This is a genomic window from Agathobaculum sp. NTUH-O15-33, from assembly GCF_033193315.1.
In the GTDB taxonomy this organism is placed as follows: Bacteria; Bacillota; Clostridia; order Oscillospirales; family Butyricicoccaceae; genus Agathobaculum; species Agathobaculum faecihominis_A.
In genome coordinates this window covers 2566404-2593160 of sequence record NZ_CP136187.1, presented here as the reverse complement: position 1 = coordinate 2593160, position 26757 = coordinate 2566404, and the positions used below count along the sequence as shown (strand labels likewise).

Below are 26757 nucleotides of genomic sequence, written 5' to 3'. Positions count from 1 at the left end.
AATATAAGGTGAAAACGGTAAAAAGCTGTCAAAAGGTGTGCCTTTTGACAGCTTTTTTGCCTAATCAAGTATATCGCAAAAGTGCTTAAAAAGCAATAGTTAATTAGCACATCGTTTCCAGTTACCGATAGTGATGTATAATGACTGGAAATTTTCAGTGGAAATCAAATAGTACACCTTTTGATTGTCTTCTCAATAAAAAAGAAAGAAATCATCGAAGAAATGCAGGAAGAAGAGGTGAGAGTATGCAACACAAAACCTTTTATTATGCCCGCGTATCAGACGATGAGAAGAACTTGGATGCGCAGCTGAATGCCTTCCATGAGCTTGGTGCGCAGGAGAATGAGATGTTTATCGACCTAGAGTCGGACCGGAATACCGTTCGGAACAGCTATCAGCTGCTAAAAAACGCTGCACTGCGCGAAGGAGATACGCTAATTATTAAATCTCTGGACCGTTTGAGCCGCAACAAAGCGGATATCAAATTGGAACTGCTATGGCTGAAAGAGAATGGTGTTCGCTTAAAAGTGGTTGATATGCCGACTACGATGATCGAGTTATCCGAAGACCAGCAGTGGGCTGTAGAACTGATAAACAACCTTCTGATCGAAGCGTTCAACTCCACAGTGGTGCATGAATATGCTGAACATCGCCAGCGTCAGCGTGAGGGGATCGATGCGGCCAAAGCAAAAGGCATCCGCTTCGGACGCCCGCCGCTGGAAAAGGAAGAAGAGTTCTATAGGCTGAAGAAACGCTGGCTTTCCAAGGAAATATCGACACGGGAAGCGGCAAAGATCTTAGGCGTATCACATCAGACGTTTTGGAAGTGGGTCAGATGAAGGTAGGGATCAATTTTATGCAACCACCTCTTATTTCCGTTATTATGGGTGTTTATTATCGTGATCATAATATTGCACTGCTAAAGCGCAGTGTTCAATCTATTTTAGAGCAAAGCATGGTCAATCTGGAATTGTTAATCTGCGATAACGGTTCGGTGCCAGAAGCCTGTACGTTTTTAAATGCACAGGCTGCTTCCGACCTTCGCATTCGACTGATACGAAAGGATAATTGCTTTACTTTACCGGCCAAGCTTAACCTTTGTTTGCTACAAGCAAAAGGAACTTGGGTTGCTCGTATGGATGATGACGATTATGCCCATCCTGAACGTCTGAAGTGTCAGTTGAAGTATTTGCAGACGCATACCAAGATAGCGTTTGTTGGGTGCAATGTAGATCTGTGGTGCGGTGGCCAAATTGTAGGGCAGCGTTGCTTTCCGGAATTCCCCCAAGTAAACGATTTTTACATTACACAGCCTTTTATCCATCCAGCTTTACTGTTTCGCCGAACAGCGCTTGAAGCGGTTGGCGGGTATTCGGAAGACCGACACTGCATTTTATGTGAGGACTATGATTTACTGCTCAGACTTTATACCAAAGGACTTCAAGGCGCAAATCTTCAAGAAAAATTGCTTGAGTATACAGTTCCCAGTACAGTGAAGGGAAACCGCCGCTTTTCTCATAGAATCAATGAATGCGTTACGCGTTTTGTCCGTTTTAAAGAATTAGGGTTGCTGCCCAGCGCATACCCTTATGTAATGAAGCCACTAATCGTAGGATTGTTGCCCGCGTTTGTCCTCAAGCAACTGAAAGGACTGTCACAATGATTCCCCCAAAGATTCATTACTGCTGGTTCGGCGGTGCAATGAACCGAAAAACCAAGGAGTGTCTGGAAAGCTGGAAGCGTCTTTGTCCAGCTTATGAAATAATCTGCTGGAATGAAAAAAACGCGCCTTTGCAAGATAATAACTATGTAAGACAGGCATTTGAAGCAAAAAAGTGGGCGTTTGTTTCCGATTACGTCCGACTGGCAGTGTTATGTGATCAAGGTGGAATTTATCTAGATACCGATGTTGAGCTTTTAAAACCACTCGATATCTTGCTGAGTGAGAGAGGTGTCATAGGGTTTGAGAGCGACGAAAGAATCGCTACCTGCTTGATGGCGGCTGAGCCTCGGCATTCTTTTTTTACAGTGCGAAGGCGCAGTATCAGGATATGCAATTCATACGACAGGATGGAAGCTATGACTATATGACAAATACAGAGCGTATGACAGAACTTTTCTTGAAAATGGGACTGCGTCAGGACAATTCACAGCAAAAGGTGTGCGAAGTATCAATTTATCCAAAGGATTTCTTTTCGCCGAAGGATTTGAAGACGGGCAAAATCTGTTTGACAGATAATTCTTTAGCAATCCATCATTTTCAAGCGTCCCGATGCCGTTGCAAAACCGAGTTAATACAAAACTGGCACAAATGCTTGGTCCGGATGGTACACGCCGTGTCAAACAATGGATGGGAAGAGGATAAAATGCAGACTGCACATATTGGTGTCATTATTCCCGTGTTTAACGCAGCACAATTTCTATCCCAATGTTTGGACAGTCTACTTTGCCAGTCATATTCGGACTTTGAAATTTTGCTGATAGATGATGGATCGACAGATGCGTCTCTAGCCATATGCCACCATTATGCGCTGCAGGATAAAAGAATTCAGGTGATCCATCAACCCAATAAGGGCGTCAGCGCCGCGCGTAACACGGGATTGCACCGTGCATGCAGCGAATTTATTACATTCGTAGACGCAGATGATTGGGTGGATCCAAACCATTTGAAGTGTCTAATTGAAGGAATGGAGCAATGTCAATCGGATTGCAGTATATGCGGCTATTGGCTAGAATATCCGGGGAAATCCGAGCGCAGATGTTATTGTGTATCCGAAGTTCTTTCAACAGACACGGCGATAGTGAGCATGCTGATGCCAAATCGATTTCAGGGTTTCCTGTGTAATAAGTTATTTCGACGCTCTGTGATTCAGAATAACAGGATTGCTTTGCAGGAAACCCTTTATTACGCAGAAGATATGCTTTTCTGCGCTACATACTTCACCTACTGTCAAAAGGTGAAATGCATACAGTCGGCCACATATCATTACCGGCAGCACGGCGACAGCGCCATCAGAAAACAAAAAACAAGCACAGGCTGGTTGGAACGGCGGATGACCGCAGTGACCGCGCTGGACGCTGTTTTAGCTCTGTGTCAGACAAAACAAGCGCGAAACTTATGCAGGGCGCGCCGTCAGACAGAATTCGCGGAAGTTTGCTGTCGATTGGTTACAGAAAAATCTTTATTAGAGAAGGTCTTGGCGCTACAAAAAGAACTGCGGCAGGGGTGGCTTTGTGTGCTGACATCGTGCCTACCATTGAAAAGCAAGCTGAAGCATGGTTGCATGGTGCTGTGTCCGACGCTGTTTGGTCGGTATTTTCTTTACCGACAGCAAAGGTCATTAAAATAGACGCAGCGGATAGAGGTTGTGGGAATAAAATGAGCAAATCGATCGAAATATCGGTTATCATTCCGGTTTATAACGGAGAACGCTATTTAAAGCAGACATTGAATTCTGTGCTGAGACAGTCCGGACCATCACTTGAGGTGATCTTTATTGATGATGGTTCTACCGACACCAGCCTATCCATGCTGCAACGCTGTGCAGCGGGCGACTCGAGGATACGTGTGTACACACAAAAAAACCGGTATGCCGGCGTTGCTCGTAATTGTGGGATGAAGAAGGCCCGCGGAGAATACATCGCCTTTTTGGATGCAGATGATTTTTATTTGGAAGGCGCGCTGGAGTATTTGTTTAAATTAGCTGAAAAGAATCGGTTAGACTGGGTCAAAGGTCGCTTTCGCTGTCTTGATAGTTCAAACGGGAAACAATATACGACACCGTTTTCCACAAACAGCAGCATTGGCTGGGGAAAAAGAAAGAAGGTACTAAACTTCCGTCAAATGCCTGAACGGCTGCTGCAGACCGCTGACGTGCCTTGGAACGGCTTGTACCGCCGATCGTTTTTGGAAGAAAACAATATTATGTTTAATAACTTGCGCTGCATCAACGACCATTCCTTTTACATTCAGTGCTTGCTTAAGGCACAGCGGCTGATGATAACGGATAAAATTATTGTATGCTACCGTGTTGCGCAGCAAAATTCGCTCGTAGGCAGAAAAGCGGAGCATTATGCTGCGCAGCTTGATAACTATAGTATCGTTCGCAAGCTGTGTACAGACATAGAGCCGGAGTTAAAACAACTGATTCTGCGTCAAGAGATTAACGGTATTTTAGGATGGTATGAGCGCCTTCTGCCGCAAGCTGCTGAGCCTGCTGCTTTAAAAGCGCAGCTTAGAATGTTTTTGCAGAGCTACGACGAAGCCGAGGTTGGAGAAAATTATTTACAGCAGTTTCCGTTCCGTTCGCTCTACTATGGCCTGCGCTATGAAACTCCACCGTCCGGGAAAAGGCCGGGACCGGCAAAAAGGCTGCTAAACTGTCAAAAAGAGCACGGATTGTATTACACACTGATACAGATAAAAAATAGACTGGAGAGAAAACATGGGGCTGATTAGGGCAATAAAGGAATTACTGAAGCGCATTTTGCCGCCGCCAGTGAAGGCTTTTAATCGAGAGATTGAGCGGGTGCTTTCAGTGCTGGAGGAACAAAATAAAAAACTTTCTGAACAGCAGTCTGAGATGGATATTTGCGTTACGCAAATTCAGCAGGGAAAGGCTACTATTCTTCAGCAAATGAAAGATCAGCAGGAACAGCTTGATACCCTTGAAAAAAACTATCGGGAGCAGGAGAAGCGGTCTGCAGATGGCTTGGATTGCCTTGAGACATTCGTAAAAAAGCAGTCGGCAGCAAACGATAATATCATACAAGAGCATGAGAGTTTAAAAAAAGATTTGGAGCGGGTACGAAATCTATCTGCTGAAGCAGCACGGCAGGCGTCGGAAGCTGTGTGGGCGCAGATTTTTAATAATACGATCACAGAGAGCACATGGTTAAACGATAAAAGCTTTTCGCCCGGACGTTGGGCGGTTGGATATCCTTATCTCTATGTGATGTATCGTGTTTTGAATGAAACGCATCCTAAAAAAATTTTGGAACTGGGATTAGGACAGTCTACCCGCATGATCGCGCAGTATGCGGCGGCTTTTGATGATGTGGAGCATATTGTGGTGGAGCAGGATTTGGAATGGATTAATTTTTTTCAGCAAAACTATTCTTGTCCTGTATCAACTAAATTATTACATGTTCCAGCTGAAGAAATTAATTTTCTGAATGACGATTGTACTTTAGTGTACCGTAACCTTAAGGAGAAACTACCGAGTATTCAGTTTGATTTCATGTCGATCGATGGGCCAGGGCATAGTCGTTCACAAAAATATCGTCGTATTGATGCGTTAAAGCTAATTCCACAAAATTTATCAGATTCGTTCTGTGTTTTAATGGATGACGTGAATGATGAGTACTGTAACAATGCATATCAATTATTTGCTGAAAAGTTATATAGATGTTGTAATAATTATTGCATGGGAAAATATATCGGACGAAAAACTATATCGATTATCACTTCATATGATAAGAAATTTTTGTGTTCTTTATAAATAAAAATCAAATGAGGATGTAAATAATGAAAAAACCGATAGTATCAGTCGTTATACCTGTCTACAATGCGCAGCATTATTTAGAGCAGTGTTTGGAAAGCGTGATGCATCAGACACTAAAAGAAATCGAGATAATTTGTGTAGATGATGGTTCCATTGATAATTCATTAAAAATTTTATACTCATACCAACAAAAAGACTCAAGAATCAAGATTTATACACAAAAGAACCAATTTGCAGGCGTAGCTAGAAATAATGGTTTTGCATTATCTAAAGGGAAGTATGTCCTGTTTATGGATAGTGATGATTTTTGTGAAAAGTCTTTATTAGAGCAGACAGTAAAAATAGCTGAAGAATATTTAGCTGATATTGTTGTTTTTGACCATTATAGATATGATGAGCAAAGCACTTCTTTGGAATTAAAAAAAGATATTAATAAAAGCGTGCTACCTCAACAGTTTAAAACATTTAGCTATAAAGATTGTCCGCAACGAATTATGTCAATTATTAATCCGGTACCTTGGAATAAACTAATAAGAAGTAATTTTTTAAAGAATAACCATTTGTCTTTCGAAACGTTATCTTCAACAAATGACATTACTTTTTCTTCAATGTGTGCGGTTTCTGCATCAAAAATTGCATATATTGAAAAGCCATTAATTTATTACAGAGTTAACTTTGAGGGCTCTATAACAAGCTCCAAATGTAATAAATTATCTAACGTAATTAGAGCATTACTATTAACATATGAACATGCGCATAAGTTAGATTACTATAAAAAAGTCGAACAGTCAGTGCAATATTTTATTATTTCAAATTTATATTTTTCGCTAAACAATTATGCTGGAGCAAGATATTCAAAGGGGTATGAAGATTTCTATAATGAGTGTGGTAAATTGTTTTTTGGACATCCGGTGTTTTACACATTAAAAAAAGAAATGATAAGGGATAATAAACTTTGGAAATTTTTTTCAGAGGCACAGGAAAGCTCAAAATCCCGCTTTGATCGATCATATTTTCCCAAAGTTGTTGTTTCGTTAACTTCATACCCCAAACGTATTGGTACAGTACATCAAACAATTCAGACGTTGATGCAACAAACGATATTGCCTGATAAAATAGTTTTGTGGTTAGCGCAATCTCAATTTCCTAATTTAATGAATGATCTTCCACTAGAGCTAACAAATCTAATATCGGAAATTATTGAAGTCAAATGGACTAAAGATTTGAAAGCTTATAAAAAGCTGATACCGAGCTTAAAAGAATATCCAGAAGATATTATAATTACAGTTGATGATGATTTGCTGTTTGATAAACATCTAATCGAATTTCTTTTGCGCGGATTTCGCTCAAAACCGAATTGCATTCAATGCCATAGAATTACCTCTATTTACTATAATAATGCAAATGATATTCAAATAACACCAGACGCCATAAAGGTGTATCCTGTTCCAACCTATCTTCATAAGTTATCTGGAGGAGCTGGTTGCTTGTATCCTCCCCATTGTTTGCATTCAGATGTGTTGCGTGAAGATTTGTTTTGCAAACTTACACCTACTAATGATGATATTTGGTTTTGGATCATGGGTATGCTTAATGGATACAAGATAAATGTGGTTGATAAAAATATTTCGAGGCTCTCATATATAGCCGGTACCCAAGAAGAAGCGCTATGGAAAATTAATGATCGAGGGGAAAAACTCTTTTATATTCAGCTTAACAATATATTAAATTATTATCCCATACTTAAGGATCTGCTTTTTTATGAGCAAATGGCTATGGAGAGTTTGCAGTTAGAAGGGGACAGACAACAATCTATACAAATTCATAATATGGAAAAATTTCAGATGTTAAAGAGTCAGATAACGAATCTGCAAAAGCGTGTGGAAACATTGTCTGACGAAGTGCATTCTATCCGCCATTCTATAACATATAAAGTGGGACGCTGCATAACTTGGATGCCACGAAAGATAAGGGGTATAATTCATTGCTATAAAGATCACGGCGCGTCATATACGTTTAGACGCATTTTAATCCATTTGCGCATACTTTCTGATATGGAACAATCGAAAGCAATTGTTTTGTCTCCGACATCAATAAATAAGCAAAACCCGTCTTCTCCAAACAGAAAAAATGCCTCCTCTAAGGTGATACGTAATTATGACTACTTTGTAAATTTGCAGCCCGAGCAGTATGAGGAAGAATTAAAGCTTTGGTATAAACGGGTCACAAAGGAAGATCTAAATTTAGAAAATCCAAGAACCTTTAATGAAAAGATTCAATGGCTCAAACTATATGACAGTTCCACCCTAAAAACTCAGTTGGCTGATAAGTTTTTGGTTCGTCAATGGGTTTCGGAGAGAATTGGAAAAGCGCACTTAATCCCACTACTAGGAGTTTGGGAAAAGTTTGACGAAATCAATTTTAACGAATTACCTGAACAATTTGTTTTAAAAATGAATCATGGCAGTGGTTGGAATGCTGTAGTTAAGGATAAAAATGCTATAGATTATAGTTTGCTCAGGCAAAAATTTGATGAATGGGGGCAAAAGAACTTTGCATTTGTGTATGGATTAGAGTTACATTATATGAATATTCCACCTCGGATTATCGCTGAAAAATATATGGCAGATTTGGAGGGAGATATCTATGATTATAGATTTTTTTGTTTTAACGGACAGCCAAGATTTGTATGGGTGGACATTGGAAGCGGCACCAACCACCATAAAAGAAACATTTATAATTTAAATTGGGTGCTACAGGATTATGGGGTAAATTATCCACATATTAACCCTGAACCCGTGAGACCAAAGACATTTAATGAAATGGTTGGATTTGCAAAAATACTTTGCAAAGAATTTGCATTTGTTCGGGTTGACTTTTATTCAGTCAACGATCAGGTTTATTTTGGTGAGATGACATTTACTCCGCAGAGTGGTACAGGAAAATGGGATTCGGAGGAACAGAATAAATACTATGGTGATTTAATAAAGCTTCCACCTAAAAGCCCCCTTCCTAAAAAGAAGGGGTTGGGTGATATTCAATGAATATCGCCATCGCTGGAACAGGCTACGTTGGAATTGCCAACGCCATATTATTAGCGCAGCACAATGAGGTGACAGCAGTTGATCTAGTGCGGGCAAAGGTCGATTTGATTAATGCAAAGCGGTCGCCGCTGGCCGATCCTGAAATTGAAGAATATCTTTCAGAAAAGTCTCTGAATTTAACAGCGACGACAGATAGCAAGAGCGCGTATAGGACGGCGGACTTTGTTGTTATCTGTACACCTACGAATTATGACCCGGTCAAAAATTACTTTGATACTTCTTCAGTGGAGACCGTTATCGCAGAAGTGTTGGCGGTTAATCCAAAAGCGATCATGGTCATAAAATCCACTGTGCCGGTAGGGTTTACAATTTGGGCACACAAAAAGTTCGATAGTAAGAATATCCTTTTCTCTCCAGAGTTTTTGCGGGAGGGGCGCGCACTGTATGACAATCTGTATCCCTCTCGTATCATCGTAGGCACACTGCTTGAAGATGCACGGCTAAAGGCTACTGCGATGACTTTTGCTAGTTTACTGACTGCGGGGGCGCTGAAACAGGACATTCCAACGTTGCTGACATATCCGACTGAAGCAGAGGCGGTCAAGCTATTTGCCAATACCTACCTCGCACTGCGCGTGGCCTTTTTTAATGAACTCGATACATATGCCGAGGTGCGTGGACTGAACACGCGTCAGATCATTGAGGGAATTGGCTATGATCCTCGTATTGGTAATTTTTACAACAACCCATCCTTTGGCTATGGCGGCTATTGTCTGCCAAAGGACACCAAGCAACTGCGTGCAAACTTTGACAAAGTACCAAACAATATTATCGGCGCTATTGTAGATGCAAACAGCACGCGCAAGGACTTTATCGCTGACCGAGTTTTGGAGAAGGCCGGTTATTATGGCCCGAATGGCGAAGGGAGAGACGGCTCTCCGGGCAAAACTTGTATCATTGGTGTTTATCGGCTGACCATGAAGACAGGATCTGACAATTTCCGCCAGTCGAGCATTCAGGGCGTAATGAAACGACTGAAAGCGAAAGGGGCAAAGATCGTGATCTATGAGCCTTCTCTTTCAGAAAATATGTTTTTTGGCAGCCAAGTAGTCAAAAGCTTTGCGGAATTTGCTGTGCAAAGCCAAGTCATTCTGGCCAACCGCTACAGTCCTGAGTTAGAGTCGTTTATGGACAAGGTTTATACGCGTGACCTTTATTTTCGTGATTAATAGGAGTATCCATGTTTCACAAATTGATGCACTATCAGTTCCTGTTTGAAGAACTGGTAAAGCGGGATTTTAAAAAGAAATATAAGCGAACGGTGCTGGGCATGGCTTGGAGTGTGCTTTCTCCACTCTTGATGCTTCTGGTCATGCGGCTTGTGTTTACGCAGTTTTTTGGACGTGGAATGGATCATTATACCACTTATCTGTTTTGTGGAAACCTGATTTTTTCTTGTTTCAGTGAATCAACAGGGCAAGGCATGCAAACGTTGATGGGAAATGCGAACATTTTCAGTAAAGTAAATGTGCCGAAGTATTTATTTCTTTTTTCCAAAAATGTACAGACACTAATCAACTTTGGCTTGACGCTATGTGTTTTCTTTGTGTTTTGCATATTAGACGAAATTACGTTCACCTTAAAATTTGTTTTTTTACTCTTTCCAATTGTCTGCTTGGTGCTATTCAATATTGGTATTGGCCTAATTCTGTCCGCGTTGTATGTATTTTTTCGGGATATTCAGTACCTCTGGTCGGTTTTTACCCAGCTTTTGATGTACTTATCGGCCATCTTTTATACGATTGATAAGTACACCCCTATGATGCAGAACTTGTTCTTGTTGAATCCTGTTTATCTGTTTATTCGCTACTTCCGTAAAATCGTACTTGACGCAACCATTCCATCGGTATGGTTTCATTTACTGATGGTGGCGGATGTGCTGATCGCGCTGGTAGTCGGGTGCTGGATGTACAAAAAGTACAACACGCGCTTTTTATATTATGTGTAACGGAGGAATTGCATGCCGGGAACGATGCTAAAAGTACAGGATGTGTCCATCCGCTATATGACAGGAGATTTCAAGGAAATTGGCCTGAAGGAATACTTTTTGCGCAAGCTGACTGGAGATTATAAGGTAATAGAATTTTGGGCGGATAAAAATGTTTCATTTGAGCTTGAGAAAGGCGATATGCTGGGGATTATCGGAACAAATGGAGCGGGGAAATCGACGCTTTTGAAAGCTGTATCTGGCATTATGGAGCCAACGACCGGTTGGATCGATCGCCAAGGAACGATCGCAGCACTGCTTGAATTGGGTAGCGGCTTTGACGGAGATTTGACCGTCCGGGAAAACACCTATTTACGCGGTGCTATGCTGGGTTACACCCGCAAATTTATGGATGATACCTATGGACAGATAATTGCTTTTGCTGAGCTGGAGGAATTTCAGGACAGACCTTTTAAGCAACTGTCATCAGGCATGAAATCACGCTTGGCTTTTTCAATCGCCAGTCTTGTGCAACCGGATATTTTAATTCTGGATGAAGTGCTTTCTGTCGGTGATGGCGCCTTTAAAAAGAAAAGTGAAGCTAAAATGAGAGAAATTATATCAGGTGGCACAACGACTATTCTCGTATCCCACTCTCTTGAGCAAGTGCGTGAAATGTGCAGCAAAGTCCTCTGGCTACATAAAGGCGAGCAAAAAGCCTTTGGCAGTAATGTACAGGAAATTTGTAATCGGTACGAAAATTTCTTGATATCAACAACGGGTAACAACGATTGTGTGCTGCGACGTGTCAAGGACTAAGCAAGTTAATCCAGAACCACAGTTAATGTGTATATTTATCCTCATAAATGCAGTTATACACAAATGAATATAAGTAAACGCAAGAAGGTGCGTCTATAACTTGATGTTCTCATAAAGCTTCTGTTATAATGTCTAATTTACGAACGTAATTAAATTTGCCTGAGTACAGGCAAGAACTTTGTTTAAGTGGTGCAGTCCCCTAGAGCAAAATTTAATGATTTTTTAGATGTACGCAACATTATTAATGTCAAGCATTGTTTTGTTTATCAAATGTTCATGAGGGAAAATAAAAATTACTGATAAAATGTTGCGAAATAAAATGAATATTATTCCGCTGATTCGTATTGAAAGATATCCTACACAGCTATGACTGCCGAAAAGTGATTGATATAGATCGGGAAATTTCGTCTTTAAAATCCAATGGAGAGCTCGTTATGGAAGCGGTCGCTGATATGGATCGTATAAAGAATGCAACGTATTTTAACGGAGGCTAACTGGCGGGGTTTAACTATTGAAGTAGGTTTTACGATTCTTTACATGGTATTACCAGCAATTTTGTTTGATCGAATTGATAAACGTTGACGATAGCGCCGCACTTTTTAGCCGCTCAAAAAGGATTCGCCTCTAAATTTTGCTTTATAATCGACGTAAGGCAGCAAAATCAACTTCCGATGCTTTGGGCTACATTGAAAAAATGCAGAATTTCTGTTTGTTTCATTCGGTGGATACTCATGGTAGTGGCAGAGTAAGTCATCTGCCCCCCTGTAAGTCGTTATAAACTTGTTGTTATAACGACTTGTCGGGTAACGGCCGGGACATTCCAGAGAGCAAATGACAATTCCATATATAAACACTTATTCACTTCTCGTTAAAGATGATGTAGCGAAGAATCTGTTTTTGATTTTTCAGACAGTTTCGAGCCTATGATTTAAGCAAAGTAGTAGTTCAGATACGGTTTGGAATAAATAATATTCTTCGTAGCGAGTATTAAATATGTGCTCAACAAGCTGAATTACAATATGCGGAAAAACATGATAAACACTGTAGGACATAAAAGGATTTGCATAAACAGCGGGGGACATAGAGGGTCATACGAATCGATGCACTGATTGTGACTTGGCGGGCAAATTTGTTGCAAAAATTAGACTTTTGTAAACACCTACAAACTTTTGCGCGCCGTAAGAAATGATGGAATTACTACTTGCATTTTTAAACGAAAGACCGTATAATAAACCTTGATTTGAAAGTCGGTTGTCCAAAACCGAAATTAGGAGGAGTTTAACGAATGAAGAAATTAGTGTGCGCGCTGCTCGCAGGCGCGATGAGCATGAGCCTGCTGGCGGGCTGCGGCAGTAAGCCGGCGGATGAGCCCAAGGACGATGCCCCGGTTGATTCCAACAACGCCGCGTCCACCGATTACAAGCTGGCGGTCGACGGTACGCTGACCATGGCAACCAACGCGTTCTTCGAGCCCTTCGAGTACTACGAAGGCGAAGAGATTGTCGGCATCGACGCCGAGGTGGGCAAGGCCATTGCCGACAAGCTGGGCCTTGGTTTTTCCATTTCCGATATGGAGTTCGATTCGATCATCACCGCGGTTGCCGCCGGTAAGGCCGATATGGGCATGGCCGGTATGACGGTAGACCCGGACCGTGCAAAGAACGTCGATTTCTCGCAGACCTATGCGACCGGCGTGCAGGCGATCATTGTGCCCGAAAATTCTGAAATCGCATCTCCGGACGATTTGGCCGGCAAGAAGATCGGCGTGCAGCAGGGCACGACCGGCGACCTTTACTGCACAGACGATTTCGGCGAAGAAGCGATGAACCGCTTCCAGCAAGGGCACCGACGCCGTTATGGCGCTTACACAGGGCAAGATCGACTGCGTCGTCATCGATAACGAGCCTGCCAAGAAGTTTGTTGCCGCCAATGAAGGCCTCAAGATCCTCGACACCGCTTACACCGAAGAGGATTACGCCATTGCGTTTGCAAAGGACAACACCGCCCTGAAGGATGCGGTAGACAAGGCGCTTGGCGAACTGATCGCGGACGGCACGGTCCAGAAGATCGTCGATAAGTATATCACCGCGGAATAATTTGTGCAAAACGCAACGGGGACGGCTTGCTTTAGCCGCCCCCTCTGCGTATTTTTACAGAAAAGGGGGACAGGCCGATGGAATGGTTCAGGGAACAATTCTATCAGACCTTCATTCAGGATGGTCGCTGGTACATTTACTTTGCCAAGGGACTTGGAACGACGCTGAAAGTCACGCTGGGTGCGCTGCTGGTGGGCGTCGTCATCGGCGTGTGCATTGCTGTCATCCGCTCTGCGTATGATAGCCAGCGTGTGCACTGGCGCGGGTTGGGCGGCGTGCTGCTCGGCATCGGCAATTTGATCAGCAAAATCTATCTTACGGTCATTCGCGGCACGCCCAGCACGGTGCAGCTGCTGATCATCTATTTTATTTTGTTTGGTTCTTCACAGAATATGGTGCTCGCCGCGATTATTTCCTTCGGCGTCAACTCCGGCGCATATGTCGCCGAGATCGTTCGTTCGGGCATCATGTCCATCAACAAGGGACAGATGGAGGCTGGGCGTTCGCTTGGTCTGAACTATGCAAAAACCATGCAGTTTATCATCATCCCGCAGGCGATTAAGAACATCCTGCCCGCGCTCGGCAACGAGCTGATCACGCTGCTCAAGGAAACCTCCATCTGTACGGTCATCGGCCTGATGGATCTGACCAAGGGCGCTATGATTGTGCAGAGCCGTACTTATGCGCCGTGGATGCCGTATCTGTCCATTGCCGTTATCTATCTGGTTATGGTTATGATCCTGACAAAACTGCTCGGCATGCTTGAAAGGAGGCTGCGCGCAAGTGATCGACGTTAAAAATCTGCATAAATCCTTCGGCAGCCACGAGGTGCTCAAGGGCATTGACGAGCATATCGAAAAGGGAGAAAAGGTCGTTGTCATCGGACCTTCCGGCTCCGGCAAATCCACCTTTCTGCGCTGCCTGAACCTTCTGGAAGAGCCCACCAGCGGCGATATCGTGTTTGAGGGCCAGAACATCACCTCCAAGGAAACCGATATCAATATCCTGCGCCGCAAGATGGGTATGGTGTTCCAGCAGTTCAACCTGTTCCCGCATCTTTCGGTCAAGGAAAACATTAAACTCGCTCCGGTAAAGCTCAAGGTCATGAGCGATGAGGAAGCGGAAAAGCGCGCCTTGCAGCTGCTGGCCCGCGTCGGTCTGCCGGATAAGGCGGATAGCTATCCGGCCCAGCTTTCCGGCGGACAGCAGCAGCGCATCGCGATCGCCCGCGCGCTCGCCATGAATCCGGACGTCATGCTTTTTGACGAGCCGACCTCCGCGCTCGACCCGGAAATGGTTGGTGAAGTGCTGGAGATCATGAAGGAGCTGGCCGAGGACGGTATGACCATGGTGGTCGTCACACACGAAATGGGCTTTGCCCGCGAGGTCGGCACCCGCGTGCTGTTCATGGATGAGGGGCGCATCATGGAGCAAAACGAACCGGGGGCGTTTTTCGCCAATCCGCAGAATCCCCGTTTAAAGGACTTTTTGTCCAAGGTGTTGTAAAAACAGGGGTTTGCTGACGCTCACAATTAGAAATGCGGCGGGGTGAGTCACCCCGCCCTACGCTTAACGGTTTTCTCGTTACTGAAAATGGGAGATAAACCAAGGAGTGGGGCGGGGTGACCGCACCCCGCCGCTGCGGCTACTGCCGCGTATCTATTGCGAGCGTAGCGAGCTACCGAAGAATTGCGCAGCCAATTAAATGTTGAACAGCGGCGCTTGCTTCGCCGTGTGCAAGATATCGGTCTGGCGGAAGGCGATAAGCTGACGCGGGAAAACTATTTCCGCGGTTTTTGCGCGGGCGTATACTTTGCCGAATGCTTTCTGCGGCGCGCGGGCCGGTTCTGAATAATATATGTCGTTATTATCGCGCTTTTGTGACAAAAAAACAAGCGGACAGAGTGTTCTGTCCGCTTTTCTGTGCAATAAAATGCTTGACATTGGCAAAAATTCTATGGTATAATAAAACGCTCGACAAATTAGATACGATTCTGCCAATAGCTAAATACATGTTATCACGGTGAATCTGTAATTGCAAGAGCAATTTTAAAGATTTTGCCACGCCGCCGGGCGTATCAAAATAATGCCGAAAGAAACGGAGTGATTGAAGCACATGATGGTGAAAGACGTACAGCACGGCAAAACCACACGAAAGAGCTTTGCGCGCATCGATGAGATTCTGGAGATGCCCAATCTGATCGAGGTGCAGAAGAAATCCTACCGGTGGTTCTTGGACGAGGGCCTGCGAGAGGTGTTCTCGGACACTGCCAGCATCACGGACTACACCGGTAATTTGGAGCTTTCCTTCCTCGATTATTCGATGGACGACGAGCCCAAGTATTCGGTGGAGGAGTGCAAGGCGCGCGACGCCACATATGCCTCGCCGCTCAAGGTGCGCATGCGCCTTCGCAATAAGGAGACCGGCGAGATCAAGGAGCAGGAGATCTTCATGGGCGATTTCCCGCGCATGACCGATTCCGCCACCTTCATCATCAACGGCGCGGAACGCGCCATTGTTTCGCAGATCGTCCGTTCGCCCGGCGTCTATTACGGTAAGGAATTCGATAAGACGGATAAGGCGATCCTTTCCGCCACCGTTATTCCGTACCGCGGCGCGTGGCTCGAATACGAGACCGACTCGAACGACGTTTTCTACGTCCGTATCGATAAAAACCGCAAAATCCCGATCACCTCGTTCATTCGCGCAATCGGCGTAAAGACCGACGCGGAGATCAAGGAAGTGTTCGGCGAGGATGAGCGCATCATCGCGACCCTTGAAAAGGACCCGGCCACCACGGCGGACGAGGCGCTGATCGAGATCTACAAGAAGATGCGTCCGGGCGAGCCGCCCTCTGTCGAGTCCGCCACCAACCTGATGGATTCGATGTTCTTCGATATGCGCCGCTACGATATTTCCGCCGTCGGCCGCTACAAGTATAACAAGAAGCTTGCCATCGCGCGGCGCATCTCGGGCCACAAGCTGCTCGCGCCCGTTGCCGACCCGATGACGGGCGAAATCTTGGCGGAGGAAGGCGAGATCCTTTCCCGCGAGAAGGCGCGCCTGCTCGAGCGCCGCGGTGTGCACGGCGTTACCATTGAATCCGGCGAAGGCCGTCCGGTGCGCGTGTTTGGCAACGGCATGGTCGACGCGGATGATTTCAAGGATTACACCGGCTTTACCGCCGCCGAGCTGGGCCTGAAGGAAAAGGTCCGCTTTGTGGTCCTTAAGGAGATCATGGAGAACAATCAGGGCGAAGCGCTGAAGGCGCAGGTCACCGCCCGCATGACCGAGCTTGTGCCCAAGACCATCATCGTGGACGACATGCTCGCTTCGATCTGCTACCTGCTGAACCTCGGCTGCGGCGTCGGTACGACGGACGATATCGACCACCTCGGTAACCGCCGCCTCCGTTCGGTCGGCGAGCTGCTGCAGAACCAGTTCCGCATCGGCTTCTCCCGTATGGAGCGCGTGATCCGCGAGCGCATGACGATTCAGGATCTGGATATCGTCACGCCGCAGAGCCTGATCAATATCCGTCCGGTCACCGCCGCGATCAAGGAGTTCTTCGGCTCCTCGCCGCTCTCCCAGTTCATGGACCAGAACAACCCGCTGGCGGAGCTGACGCACAAGCGCCGTATGTCCGCGCTCGGCCCCGGCGGTCTGAGCCGCGACCGCGCATCGTTCGAGGTGCGCGACGTGCACTACTCGCACTATGGCCGCCTGTGCCCGATCGAGACCCCTGAAGGCCCGAACATCGGTTTGATCTCCTATCTGGCGACTTATGCGCGCATCAACGATTTCGGCTTTATTGAAGCGCCCTACCGCGTGATCGATAAGGAGACCGGTAAGGTCACCGGCGATGTGCAGTATATGACCGCCGACGTGGAGGACGAATTTATCGTCTGTCAGGCGAACGAGCCGCTCGACGAAAACGGCTGTCTGGAACGCGACCGTATCACCTGCCGTATGCGCGATGAGATCATCGAGGTCGACCGCAAGGAAGTCGATCTGATGGACGTTTCGCCCCGCATGATGGTTTCCGTCGCGACCGCGTTCATCCCCTTCCTTGAGCATGACGACGCGAACCGCGCGCTGATGGGCGCGAACATGCAGCGTCAGGCCGTGCCGCTTTTAAAGTGCGAAGCGCCTGTCGTCGCGACCGGCATGGAATACAAGGCCGCGGTCGATTCCGGCACCATCCCGCTGGCGGAAAGCGACGGCGTGGTCACCCGCGTGACCGCGCGAGAGGTCGTTGTCAAGTACGACAAGGGCGATGAAAAAACCTATCACCTGACCAAGTTCCTGCGTTCCAACCAGTCTACCTGTATCAATATGCGTCCGATCGTTTCGCTGGGCGAGCGCGTCAAGGCGGGCGACGTTCTGGCCGACGGCCCCTCGACCGATCAGGGCGAGATCGCGCTTGGCAAGAACGCGCTGATCGGCTTTATGACCTGGGAAGGCTATAACTACGAGGACGCCGTTCTGCTGAACGAGCGCCTTGTGCGCGACGACGTTTACACGTCCATCCACATTGAAGAATACGAATCCGAATCCCGCGATACCAAGCTTGGGCCGGAAGAGATCACCCGCGATATCCCGAACGTGGGCGAAGACGCGCTGCGCAACCTCGACGAGCGCGGCATCATCCGCGTCGGCGCCGAAGTGCAGGCGGGCGACATTCTGGTCGGTAAGGTGACGCCCAAGGGCGAGACCGAGCTGACCGCCGAGGAGCGCCTGCTGCGCGCCATCTTCGGTGAAAAGGCGCGCGAGGTGCGCGATACCTCGCTGCGCGCGCCGCACGGCGAAAGCGGCATCGTGGTGGACGTCAAGGTGTTCACCCGCGAAAACGGCGACGAGTTGTCGCCCGGCGTCAACATGGTCGTGCGCTGCTATATCGCGCAGAAGCGCAAGATCTCGGTCGGCGATAAGATGGCGGGCCGTCACGGTAACAAGGGTGTTGTATCCCGCATTTTGCCGCAGGAGGATATGCCGTTCCTGTCGGACGGCACCCCGCTCGACATCGTGCTCAACCCGCTGGGCGTGCCTTCCCGTATGAACATCGGTCAGGTACTGGAGGTGCATCTGGGCTTTGCCGCCCGTAAGCTCGGCTGGAAGGTCGAGACCCCGGTATTCGACGGCGCGAACGAGAAGGACATCGAGGAAGCGCTGATTAAGGCCGGTTACAACGGCGACGGCAAGAGCGTGCTGTACGACGGCCGCACCGGCGACAAGTTTGATAACCCGGTAACCGTTGGTTATATGTACTACCTCAAGCTGCACCATCTGGTCGACGATAAGATCCACGCGCGTTCGACCGGCCCGTACTCGCTCGTTACGCAGCAGCCGCTCGGCGGCAAGGCCCAGTTCGGCGGCCAGCGCTTCGGCGAGATGGAAGTTTGGGCGCTCGAGGCGTACGGCGCGGCCTACACGCTGCAGGAGATCCTGACCGTCAAGTCGGATGATATCACCGGCCGTGTCAAGACCTACGAGGCGATCGTTAAGGGCCACAACGTACCGCAGCCGGGCGTTCCGGAATCGTTCAAGGTATTGGTTAAGGAATTGCAGAGCCTGTGCCTTGATATTCAGGTGCTGGATGAAAATATGGATGTCATCGAGCTGGCGGACGATGAAGAGGATGAATCCGATTATATCCGTCCGATGGAGCACGCGGTGTCCGGTCAGGATGATGAGTTCGTGGCGGCCGGTTTCGGCATCAACAACGCCGAGGACGGCGACAGCGATCTGTTCGCCGACGCCGCGGTGGATGACGATGACGCCGACGACGATACCGAGGATGATCTTGACGCCGCCGGGGACGATTTTGACGACGGCCTCGACGAATGACCGAAGGAGCAAAGTCCGTTCAAAATCGTCCGTAAACAGGGAAGGAGCTCATAAAACTTTATGGGATATCATACATTCAACGCCATAAAAATCGGCCTTGCCTCGCCCGACCTGATCCGTGAATGGTCGTACGGTGAGGTGAAAAAGCCCGAAACCATCAACTACCGCACGCTCAAGCCTGAAAAGGACGGCCTTTTCTGCGAGCGTATCTTTGGCCCAACCAAGGACTGGGAGTGCCACTGCGGCAAATATAAGAAGGTTCGCTTTAAGGGCAAGGTCTGCGATAAGTGCGGCGTAGAGGTCACCCGCGCCAAGGTCCGCCGCGAGCGCATGGGCCACATCGAGCTGGCCGCGCCCGTATCGCACATCTGGTATTTCAAGGGCATTCCGTCCCGCATGGGCCTGATTCTCGACATCAGCCCGCGCGTACTGGAAAAGGTGCTCTACTTTGCCTCTTATATCGTCATTGATCCCGGCGACACGCCGCTGATGAAGAAGCAAATCCTGACCGAAGCCGAGTACCGCGACATGCGCGAAAAGTACGAGGATGACTTCAAGGCCGGCATGGGCGCCGAATCGATCAAGGCTCTGCTAGCCGAGCTCGATCTGGATAAGCTTTCGGCGGAACTGACCGCCGAGCTGCACGAGGCTTCCGGCCAGAAGCGCCTGCGGCTTATCAAGCGCCTTGAGGTCGCGGAATCGTTCCGCCTTTCGGGCAACCGCCCGGAGTGGATGATCATGGACGTCGTGCCGGTCATCCCGCCCGAGATCCGTCCGATGGTACAGCTCGACGGCGGCCGCTTCGCAACGAGCGACCTCAACGACCTGTACCGCCGCGTGATCAACCGCAACAACCGCTTAAAGCGCCTGCTTGAGCTGGGCGCTCCCGATATCATCGTGCGCAACGAAAAGCGCATGCTGCAAGAGGCTGTGGACGCGCTGATCGATAACGGCCGCCGCGGCCGCCCGGTCACCGGTCCGAACAACCGCGCCCTCAAGAGCCTGTCCGACATGCTCAAGGGCAAGCAGGGCCGCTTCCGCCAGAACCTGCTGGGCAAGCGCGTCGACTACTCCGGCCGTTCGGTCATCGTCGTCGGTCCGGACCTGAAGATATATCAGTGCGGCCTGCCCAAGGAGATGGCGCTCGAACTGTTCAAGCCCTTCGTCATGAAGAAGCTGGTCGAGGACGGCACCGCCTCCAACATCAAGTCCGCCAAGAAGATGGTGGAGCGCGCCAAGACCGAGGTCTGGGACGTGCTGGAAGGCATCATCAAGGGCCACCCGGTCATGCTGAACCGCGCGCCCACGCTGCACCGTCTGGGCATTCAGGCGTTCGAGCCCGTCCTCGTCGAGGGCCGCGCCATCCGCCTGCACCCGCTGGTATGTACTGCGTTCAACGCCGACTTTGACGGCGACCAGATGGCGGTGCACGTGCCGCTTTCCGCCGAGGCGCAGGCCGAGGCCCGCCTGCTCATGCTGTCCGCGAACAACCTGTTGAAGCCGCAGGACGGCAAGCCCGTCACCATCCCCTCGCAGGACATGGTGCTTGGCGCTTACTACCTGACCATCGACCGCGAAACCGAGCCGGGCACCGGCAAGATCTTCCGCAACGCGGACGAGGCGCTGATGGCCTACGATCAGGGCGTTGTCGGCATCCACGCGCCGATCAAGGTGCGCATGGAGCGCGATCTGGGCGACCGTAAGATATCCAAGCTGGTCGACGCAACCCCGGGCCGTTTGATCTTCAACGAGCGCATTCCGCAGGATTTGGGCTTTGTCGACCGTTCCGATCCTGACAAGCTGCTGGACCTTGAAATCATGTTCACCGCGGGCAAGAAGGAGCTTGGCAAGATCATCGACCGCTGCATTCACGTGCACGGCTTCAACGTCACGGCCGAGGTGCTGGACTCGATCAAGGCCATGGGCTATAAGTATTCCACCAAGGGCGCGCTGACCGTTGCGGTTGCCGATATGTCGGTTCCGGATGAAAAGCCGGTGCTGATCGGCGAGACCGAAAAGAAGGTCGCCCTGATCGATAAGAAATACAAGCGCGGCTTTATCACGGACGACGAACGCTACCGCCTGACCGTTGCCGAGTGGGAAAAGACCACGGGCGAAGTCACCAAGGCGCTGCAGGGCAACATGGAGAAGTTCAACCCGATCCAGATGATGGCTACCTCGGGCGCTCGTGGTTCGATCAACCAGATCCGTCAGCTGGCCGGTATGCGCGGCCTGATGGCATCCACCTCCGGTAAGACGATCGAAATCCCGATCAAGTCCAACTTCCGTGAAGGCCTGTCGGTACTCGAGTACTTCATCTCCGCGCGTGGCGCCCGTAAGGGTCTGGCCGATACCGCGCTTCGTACCGCCGACTCGGGTTACCTGACCCGCCGTCTGGTCGACGTTTCGCAGGATGTCATCATCCGCGAGGACGACTGCGGCGCTGTCAAGGGCATCTGGGTAGAAGACATCAAGGAAGGCAACCAGATCATCGAGCCGCTGCGCGAGCGCTTGCTCGGCCGCTACCCGGTGAACGATATCATGGACGACGCGGGCAATCTGATCGTGTCCAGCAGCAAAATGCTGGATGAGGCGGACGCAGACCGCATCATCGCCGCCGGCATCAAGCGCGTGCAGCTGCGCAGCGTTCTGGAATGCCGCGCGCGCAAGGGCGTGTGCACCCATTGCTACGGCATGAACCTTGCCACCGGCAATCCGTGCGGCAAGGGCGAAGCGGTAGGCATTATCGCGGCCCAGTCGATCGGCGAGCCCGGCACCCAGCTGACCATGCGTACCTTCCACACCGGCGGCGTCGCCGGTTCGGATATCACGCAAGGTCTGCCCCGTGTAGAAGAACTGTTCGAGGCGCGCAAGCCCAAGAAGGCCGCGACCCTCGCGGAGATCGGCGGCGTGGTTTCGATCGAGGAATCCAAGCGCACCACGGTCAAAACCGTCAACATCACCAACCGCGACTCCGGCGAAATGGTTTCGTACCAGCTGGCTTCTTCCTCCGGCATCCGCGTGGAGGACGGCCAGACTGTCGCCGTGGGCGAGCAGCTCAACGACGGCGCGCTGAACCCGCACGATATTCTGCGCATCCTCGATCCGCGCGCCGTGCACGATTATGAGATCAAGGAAGTACAGAAGGTTTACCGCCAGCAGGGCGTTGATATCAATGATAAGCATATCGAAGTTATCGTCCGCCAGATGATGCGCAAGGTGCGCGTTGAGGACGCGGGCGACGCGACCGTGCTGCCCGGCTCGGTCATGGACCTGCTTGAGTTTGAGGACTGCAACAAGCAGGTGCAGAGCCGTATCGAAGCGGGCGAGGAAGGCCTGCAGCCTGCGGTCTCCGAGCCGACGCTGATGGGTATCACCAAGGCTTCTCTGGCTACGGATTCGTGGATGAGCGCCGCGTCCTTCCAGGAGACCACGCGCGTGCTGACCGACGCCGCCATCAAGGGCAAGGTCGACCCGCTGCTGGGCCTGAAGGAAAACGTTATTATCGGCAAGCTGATCCCCGCCGGTTCGGGCATGACCGAGTACTGCGACGGTCATTACGAAAAAACGGTGGATCTCGATTCCAACAGTTCCTTATAAGGTATAAAACAGGGAAAACAGGGGAATGCTTTGTGGCGTTCCTCTGTTTTTATTCGATTGCAAGCGGCGCTCGCAATCGATCCCTGCGCCCAAAGCACACCGGAATTTTGATTCCGGCGCGCTTTGGCCATTGCCTTTGGAATGCGTGCTGCGGCGCGCGGCGTGGGGGAGAGAATACTGTGAATTTCTACGATAAATCTGGAAAAGTGCTTGACTTCGCTGCTGCAAACCGCTATACTAATGTAGTATGCCGTATAGGAGGGTTACTATGCTTTCAGAACTTCGCACGGCGCACAAGGTCATTGGTGTGAAGCAGTCGAAAAAAGCCATTCGGGACGGCGCGGCCGCCGAGGTCTTCGTCGCGCTGGACGCGGAAAAGCGCGTCACAGCACCCATCTATGAGCTTTGCGGCGAAACGAATACCAAGGTGAGCGAGATCACCACTATGGCGGAACTGGGCGACGCGGCCGGTATCGATGTCGGCGCCGCGGTGGTCACGGTTCTGCGCCAAACCAGCTGAAACTGCGCAAAACGCGCTTTTTCATAAACACTTTTGAAAGAAGGAGGAAATAAAATGCCAACTTTTAACCAACTCGTCCGTAAGGGTCGCGAGGCAGTCACCGCCAAGTCCACGGCGCCGGCTCTGCAGGTAGGCTACAACTCTCAGAAGAAGAAGGCCACCGACCAGTCCGCTCCGCAGAAGCGCGGTGTTTGCACGACGGTTAAAACCATGACGCCGAAGAAGCCGAACTCCGCGCTTCGTAAGGTCGCTCGTGTTAAGCTGACCAACCAGATGGAAGTATCCGCTTACATCCCGGGTATCGGTCACAACCTGCAGGAGCACTCTGTCGTTATGGTTCGCGGCGGCCGTGTCAAGGATCTTCCTGGCGTGCGCTACCACATCATCCGCGGCACACTGGATACGCAGGGCGTAGCGGATCGCCGTCAGGCGCGCTCCAAGTACGGCGCGAAAAGACCTAAGGCAGGCAAGTAAGCTTACCTGCTGACGTTTTGCGAGAAAAGTTAAAATTTTCAGAGCAAAGCACAAGCATGCTTTGTCTGGGCGTTTTATATCCGAAACCGATATATCACCTCGGACAGGCATTACAACGGTTGTTCTTAATTGATAAGAAGGCCGGAGTACCTATGAAATCAAATATTTTTGAAGGAGGGAAGTAAAGTGCCAAGAAGAGGTAATGTCCCCAAGAGAGACGTTCTGCCCGATCCGCTTTATAATTCCAAGCTCGTCACGAAGCTGGTCAATTCGATCATGCTGGACGGCAAGAAGGGCGTTTCGCAGAAAGTCGTTTATGGTGCTTTTGATATCATCCGTGAAAAGACCGGACGGGAGCCGTTGGAGGTTTTCACCGAAGCGATGGAGAACATCATGCCGTCGCTCGAAGTTAAGGCCCGCCGTGTAGGCGGCGCCACCTATCAGGTTCCGATGGAAGTCCGTCCCGAGCGCCGTCAGACGCTGGGCCTTCGCTGGATGACCAAGTATTCGCGCGCGCGCAGCGAAAAGACCATGCGCGAGCGTTTGGCCGGCGAGATCATGGACGCCTGCAACAGCCTGGGCGGTGCTGTCAAGAAGCGTGAGGATACGCACAAGATGGCGGAAGCGAACAAGGCGTTCGCGCACTACCGTTATTAATAGAGGCGTTTCCCGCTACGCTTTGAAAGGAGAGCAATATGCCTAGAGAATATTCCCTAGAAAGAACCAGAAACATCGGCATCATGGCCCACATCGATGCCGGTAAAACCACCACCACCGAGCGTATCTTGTTTTACACCGGTGTAAACCACAAGATCGGCGAGACGCACGACGGCGGCGCGACGATGGACTGGATGGAGCAGGAACAGGAGCGCGGCATCACGATCACGTCCGCCGCGACCACCTGCCACTGGGACGGTTCCCAGCACCAGTTCCCGGAACACCGCATCAACATCATCGACACCCCGGGCCACGTTGACTTCACCGTTGAGGTAGAGCGCTCGCTGCGCGTACTGGACGGCTCCGTCACCGTATTCTGCGCCAAGGGCGGCGTTGAGCCGCAGTCTGAAACGGTTTGGCATCAGGCGGACAAGTATCAAGTCCCGCGTATGGCGTTCGTCAACAAGATGGACATCATGGGCGCCGATTTTTACAATGTCGTCGGCATGATGAAGGACCGCCTCAAGTGCAACGCCGTGCCGATCCAGCTGCCGATCGGTGTTGAGGATACCTTTAAGGGCATCGTCGACTTGATCAACATGCGCGCTGAAGTCTACTATGACGACCTCGGCAAGGACGTCCGCGACGAGGACATCCCGGAGGAGCTGCAGGAAAAGGCGCAGGAGTACCACGACGCGCTGATCGAAGCGGTCGCCGAGCTTGACGAGGATCTGATGATGAAGTACCTCGAGGGCGAGGAGATCACCGTTCCGGAGATCAAGGCCGCGCTGCGCAAGGGCGTGTGCAATGTTGAGATCATTCCGGTGCTGTGCGGCACCTCTTACCGCAACAAGGGCGTTCAGCCCCTGCTTGACGCGGTAATCGAGTATATGCCCGCGCCGACCGATATCCCGGATATCAAGGGTATCAACCCCAAGACCGATGAAGAGGACTCCCGCCCGTCTTCCGACGAAGCGCCGTTCTCCGCACTCGCGTTCAAGATCGCGACCGACCCGTACGTTGGCCGCCTGACATTCTTCCGCGTTTACTCCGGCACGATCACGGCCGGCTCCTCGGTGCTCAACGCCACCAAGGACAACCGTGAGCGTCTGGGCCGTATTCTGCAGATGCACGCCAACCACCGTCAGGATATCGACGTTGTTTACTCCGGCGATATCGCGGCGGCCGTAGGCTTTAAGAACACCACCACGGGCGACACGCTCTGCGATGAAAAGCACCCGATCATCCTCGAGTCCATGGAGTTCCCGGAACCGGTTATCCGCGTTGCGATCGAACCCAAGACCAAGGCCGGTCAGGAAAAGATGGGCATCGCGCTTTCCAAGCTGGCAGAAGAAGATCCGACCTTCCGCACCTACACGGATGAGGAAACCGGTCAGACCATCATCGCCGGCATGGGCGAATTGCACCTTGAGATCATCGTCGACCGTCTGCTCCGCGAGTTTAAGGTGGAAGCAAACGTAGGCTCTCCCCAAGTTGCGTACAAGGAAACCATCCGCCGTTCGGCTGATGTGGATCAGAAGTACGCCCGCCAGTCCGGCGGTAAGGGCCAGTACGGCCACTGTAAGATCATTGTTGAGCCGAACGAGTCCGGCAAGGGCTACGAGTTCATCAACAAGATCGTCGGCGGCGCGATCCCGAAGGAATATATCGAGCCTGTCAATCAGGGTATTCAGGGCGCAATGCAGGCCGGTATCCTTGCAGGCTACCCGGTCGTTGACGTGAAGGTAACGCTGTACGACGGCTCTTACCACGAAGTCGACTCTTCCGAAATGGCGTTCAAGATCGCCGGTTCCATGGCGTTTAAGGAAGCGATGCGGAAGGCCGACCCGGTGCTGATGGAGCCCATCATGCAGGTTGACGTTATGGTTCCGGAGGAGTATATGGGCGACGTAATCGGCGACCTGAACTCCCGCCGCGGCCAGATTCAGGGCATGGAAGCGCGCGGCGGCGTACAGGCCATCGCGGCGGCCGTCCCGCTTTCCGAAATGTTCGGCTATGCTACGACGCTTCGTTCGCGCAGTCAGGGCCGCGGCCAGTACACCATGCAGCCCAGCCACTACACCGAAGTGCCGAAGAACATTCAGGAGAAGATCATCGACCAGCGCAACAAAAACGATAACTAAAACCTATTGCATTTTTCTGCAATTTGCGGTAGAATAAATCTACCAATGACTTAGAATTCAAATT

21 protein-coding genes are annotated in these 26757 nt (G+C 49.9%); all 21 read left to right on the top strand.

From position 1 onward, the window contains the following. Positions 1-245: 245 nt before the first annotated feature. Positions 246-839: a recombinase family protein gene (locus RWV98_RS12535; RefSeq protein WP_317861129.1), complete on the top strand. Its 594-nt coding sequence runs from the start codon at positions 246-248 to the stop codon at positions 837-839. Beyond that, the gene (locus RWV98_RS12530; RefSeq protein WP_317861127.1) at positions 836-1663 is read left to right on the top strand and encodes a glycosyltransferase; all 828 of its coding nucleotides are present in this window, start codon (positions 836-838) and stop codon (positions 1661-1663) included. Before RWV98_RS12535 ends, RWV98_RS12530 begins: the two co-directional genes overlap by 4 nt. After that, the gene (locus RWV98_RS12525; protein WP_317861126.1) at positions 1660-2091 is read left to right on the top strand and encodes a glycosyltransferase family 32 protein; all 432 of its coding nucleotides are present in this window, start codon (positions 1660-1662) and stop codon (positions 2089-2091) included. The genes RWV98_RS12530 and RWV98_RS12525 overlap by 4 nt, the downstream gene beginning before the upstream one ends. Then, entirely contained in the window at positions 2088-3350 is a 1263-nt protein-coding gene (locus RWV98_RS12520; protein WP_317861124.1) for a glycosyltransferase family 2 protein, read from the top strand. Before RWV98_RS12525 ends, RWV98_RS12520 begins: the two co-directional genes overlap by 4 nt. Then, positions 3233-4459, top strand: coding sequence for a glycosyltransferase family 2 protein (locus tag RWV98_RS12515; RefSeq protein WP_317865754.1), 1227 nt, complete (start codon positions 3233-3235; stop codon positions 4457-4459). The genes RWV98_RS12520 and RWV98_RS12515 overlap by 118 nt, the downstream gene beginning before the upstream one ends. After that, positions 4446-5501, top strand: coding sequence for a hypothetical protein (locus RWV98_RS12510; RefSeq protein WP_317861122.1), 1056 nt, complete (start codon positions 4446-4448; stop codon positions 5499-5501). Before RWV98_RS12515 ends, RWV98_RS12510 begins: the two co-directional genes overlap by 14 nt. Before the next feature lie 26 nt (positions 5502-5527). Continuing rightward, positions 5528-8548, top strand: a complete 3021-nt coding sequence (locus tag RWV98_RS12505) for an ATP-grasp fold amidoligase family protein (protein ID WP_317861120.1) — start codon at positions 5528-5530, stop codon at positions 8546-8548. Next, positions 8545-9777: a nucleotide sugar dehydrogenase gene (locus tag RWV98_RS12500; protein ID WP_317861118.1), complete on the top strand. Its 1233-nt coding sequence runs from the start codon at positions 8545-8547 to the stop codon at positions 9775-9777. Before RWV98_RS12505 ends, RWV98_RS12500 begins: the two co-directional genes overlap by 4 nt. Positions 9778-9788: 11 nt before the next feature. Continuing rightward, entirely contained in the window at positions 9789-10556 is a 768-nt protein-coding gene (locus tag RWV98_RS12495; protein ID WP_317861116.1) for an ABC transporter permease, read from the top strand. A gap of 12 nt (positions 10557-10568) precedes the next feature. After that, on the top strand, positions 10569-11354 hold the full coding sequence (locus tag RWV98_RS12490) for an ABC transporter ATP-binding protein (protein ID WP_317861114.1): 786 nt from the start codon (positions 10569-10571) through the stop codon (positions 11352-11354). Between the two features lie 1285 nt (positions 11355-12639). Then, a complete protein-coding gene (locus RWV98_RS12485; RefSeq protein WP_317861112.1) occupies positions 12640-13254 on the top strand; it encodes a transporter substrate-binding domain-containing protein in 615 nt (204 codons plus the stop codon). Continuing rightward, positions 13211-13450 (top strand): transporter substrate-binding domain-containing protein, encoded by a 240-nt coding sequence (locus RWV98_RS12480; protein WP_317861110.1) that lies wholly within the window; start codon positions 13211-13213, stop codon positions 13448-13450. Before RWV98_RS12485 ends, RWV98_RS12480 begins: the two co-directional genes overlap by 44 nt. Before the next feature lie 77 nt (positions 13451-13527). Then, positions 13528-14247, top strand: coding sequence for an amino acid ABC transporter permease (locus tag RWV98_RS12475; protein ID WP_317861108.1), 720 nt, complete (start codon positions 13528-13530; stop codon positions 14245-14247). Next, the gene (locus RWV98_RS12470; protein WP_317861106.1) at positions 14234-14956 is read left to right on the top strand and encodes an amino acid ABC transporter ATP-binding protein; all 723 of its coding nucleotides are present in this window, start codon (positions 14234-14236) and stop codon (positions 14954-14956) included. The genes RWV98_RS12475 and RWV98_RS12470 overlap by 14 nt, the downstream gene beginning before the upstream one ends. A 183-nt stretch (positions 14957-15139) precedes the next feature. Then, complete coding sequence (locus tag RWV98_RS12465; RefSeq protein WP_317861105.1) at positions 15140-15301, top strand: hypothetical protein; 162 nt, start codon at positions 15140-15142, stop codon at positions 15299-15301. A 268-nt stretch (positions 15302-15569) separates the two neighbouring features. Then, positions 15570-19298, top strand: a complete 3729-nt coding sequence (gene rpoB / locus RWV98_RS12460) for a DNA-directed RNA polymerase subunit beta (RefSeq protein WP_317865752.1) — start codon at positions 15570-15572, stop codon at positions 19296-19298. A 60-nt stretch (positions 19299-19358) separates the two neighbouring features. After that, complete coding sequence (rpoC, locus tag RWV98_RS12455) at positions 19359-22898, top strand: DNA-directed RNA polymerase subunit beta' (protein ID WP_280962393.1); 3540 nt, start codon at positions 19359-19361, stop codon at positions 22896-22898. 268 nt (positions 22899-23166) lie between these two features. Continuing rightward, positions 23167-23418 carry a ribosomal L7Ae/L30e/S12e/Gadd45 family protein gene (locus RWV98_RS12450; RefSeq protein ID WP_280962392.1) on the top strand — a complete coding sequence of 84 codons (252 nt, stop codon included), beginning with the start codon at positions 23167-23169 and terminating at the stop codon, positions 23416-23418. A gap of 54 nt (positions 23419-23472) precedes the next feature. Then, complete coding sequence (gene rpsL / locus RWV98_RS12445) at positions 23473-23892, top strand: 30S ribosomal protein S12 (RefSeq protein WP_280962391.1); 420 nt, start codon at positions 23473-23475, stop codon at positions 23890-23892. A 186-nt stretch (positions 23893-24078) separates the two neighbouring features. After that, positions 24079-24549 (top strand): 30S ribosomal protein S7, encoded by a 471-nt coding sequence (gene rpsG / locus RWV98_RS12440; protein ID WP_280962390.1) that lies wholly within the window; start codon positions 24079-24081, stop codon positions 24547-24549. 38 nt (positions 24550-24587) lie between these two features. Then, positions 24588-26693: an elongation factor G gene (gene fusA / locus RWV98_RS12435; RefSeq protein WP_280962389.1), complete on the top strand. Its 2106-nt coding sequence runs from the start codon at positions 24588-24590 to the stop codon at positions 26691-26693. Positions 26694-26757: the final 64 nt, after the last annotated feature.

Coding starts and splice junctions, on each gene's coding strand:
- RWV98_RS12535 (WP_317861129.1), top strand. CDS start 246: ATGCAACACAAAACCTTTTATTATGCCCGCGTATCAGACGATGAGAAG.
- RWV98_RS12530 (WP_317861127.1), top strand. CDS start 836: ATGAAGGTAGGGATCAATTTTATGCAACCACCTCTTATTTCCGTTATT.
- RWV98_RS12525 (WP_317861126.1), top strand. CDS start 1,660: ATGATTCCCCCAAAGATTCATTACTGCTGGTTCGGCGGTGCAATGAAC.
- RWV98_RS12520 (WP_317861124.1), top strand. CDS start 2,088: ATGACAAATACAGAGCGTATGACAGAACTTTTCTTGAAAATGGGACTG.
- RWV98_RS12510 (WP_317861122.1), top strand. CDS start 4,446: ATGGGGCTGATTAGGGCAATAAAGGAATTACTGAAGCGCATTTTGCCG.
- RWV98_RS12505 (WP_317861120.1), top strand. CDS start 5,528: ATGAAAAAACCGATAGTATCAGTCGTTATACCTGTCTACAATGCGCAG.
- RWV98_RS12500 (WP_317861118.1), top strand. CDS start 8,545: ATGAATATCGCCATCGCTGGAACAGGCTACGTTGGAATTGCCAACGCC.
- RWV98_RS12495 (WP_317861116.1), top strand. CDS start 9,789: ATGTTTCACAAATTGATGCACTATCAGTTCCTGTTTGAAGAACTGGTA.
- RWV98_RS12490 (WP_317861114.1), top strand. CDS start 10,569: ATGCCGGGAACGATGCTAAAAGTACAGGATGTGTCCATCCGCTATATG.
- RWV98_RS12485 (WP_317861112.1), top strand. CDS start 12,640: ATGAAGAAATTAGTGTGCGCGCTGCTCGCAGGCGCGATGAGCATGAGC.
- RWV98_RS12480 (WP_317861110.1), top strand. CDS start 13,211: ATGGCGCTTACACAGGGCAAGATCGACTGCGTCGTCATCGATAACGAG.
- RWV98_RS12475 (WP_317861108.1), top strand. CDS start 13,528: ATGGAATGGTTCAGGGAACAATTCTATCAGACCTTCATTCAGGATGGT.
- rpoB (WP_317865752.1), top strand. CDS start 15,570: ATGGTGAAAGACGTACAGCACGGCAAAACCACACGAAAGAGCTTTGCG.
- rpoC (WP_280962393.1), top strand. CDS start 19,359: ATGGGATATCATACATTCAACGCCATAAAAATCGGCCTTGCCTCGCCC.
- RWV98_RS12450 (WP_280962392.1), top strand. CDS start 23,167: ATGCTTTCAGAACTTCGCACGGCGCACAAGGTCATTGGTGTGAAGCAG.
- rpsL (WP_280962391.1), top strand. CDS start 23,473: ATGCCAACTTTTAACCAACTCGTCCGTAAGGGTCGCGAGGCAGTCACC.
- fusA (WP_280962389.1), top strand. CDS start 24,588: ATGCCTAGAGAATATTCCCTAGAAAGAACCAGAAACATCGGCATCATG.